Origin of the sequence: Pseudomonas sp. 2995-1 (assembly GCF_002742505.1) — a bacterium.
GTDB classification, from domain to species: Bacteria; Pseudomonadota; Gammaproteobacteria; order Pseudomonadales; family Pseudomonadaceae; genus Aquipseudomonas; species Aquipseudomonas sivasensis.
Genome location: NZ_LJSA01000421.1, coordinates 1 through 375, shown reverse-complemented (window position 1 = coordinate 375; position 375 = coordinate 1). Strand labels below are relative to the sequence as shown.

Sequence of the window (375 nt, the reverse complement as noted above, 5' to 3'; positions counted from 1 at the left end):
ATTGGTGCCGGTGGTGAAATCAACTTTCAGGCTGGCCGTCGGGGTTTCTTCATCAGTGGCTACGAAGCTACCGGCGATAGTGCCGACTTTGGCGCTGTTCTCAACAATGGTGGTCGCGGCCACGGTGATGACCGGGATGTCGTTGACCAAAGTAACGACCGGCTGAGCATCGCTGTGCGAAGTGGCGTTGTCGGCGTCGGTGACGGTCAGGTCAATTTTCGGCAACTGGTTGCCGGCGTTGACGAAGTCCGCGCCCTTCTGCGTCAGCACAACGTTGGTACCGGACAGGGTGTAGTAGCCCTGAGTATTGGTGCCGGTGGTGAAATCAACTTTCAGGCTGGCCGTCGGGGTTTCTTCGTCAGTTGCTACGAAGCT

Annotated in this window: 1 protein-coding gene; it reads right to left on the bottom strand. The window is 57.6% G+C overall.

From position 1 onward, the window contains the following. Window positions 1-375 (bottom strand): hypothetical protein (locus AOA61_RS31270; RefSeq protein ID WP_158234816.1); only part of this gene is annotated, 375 nt, incomplete at both ends.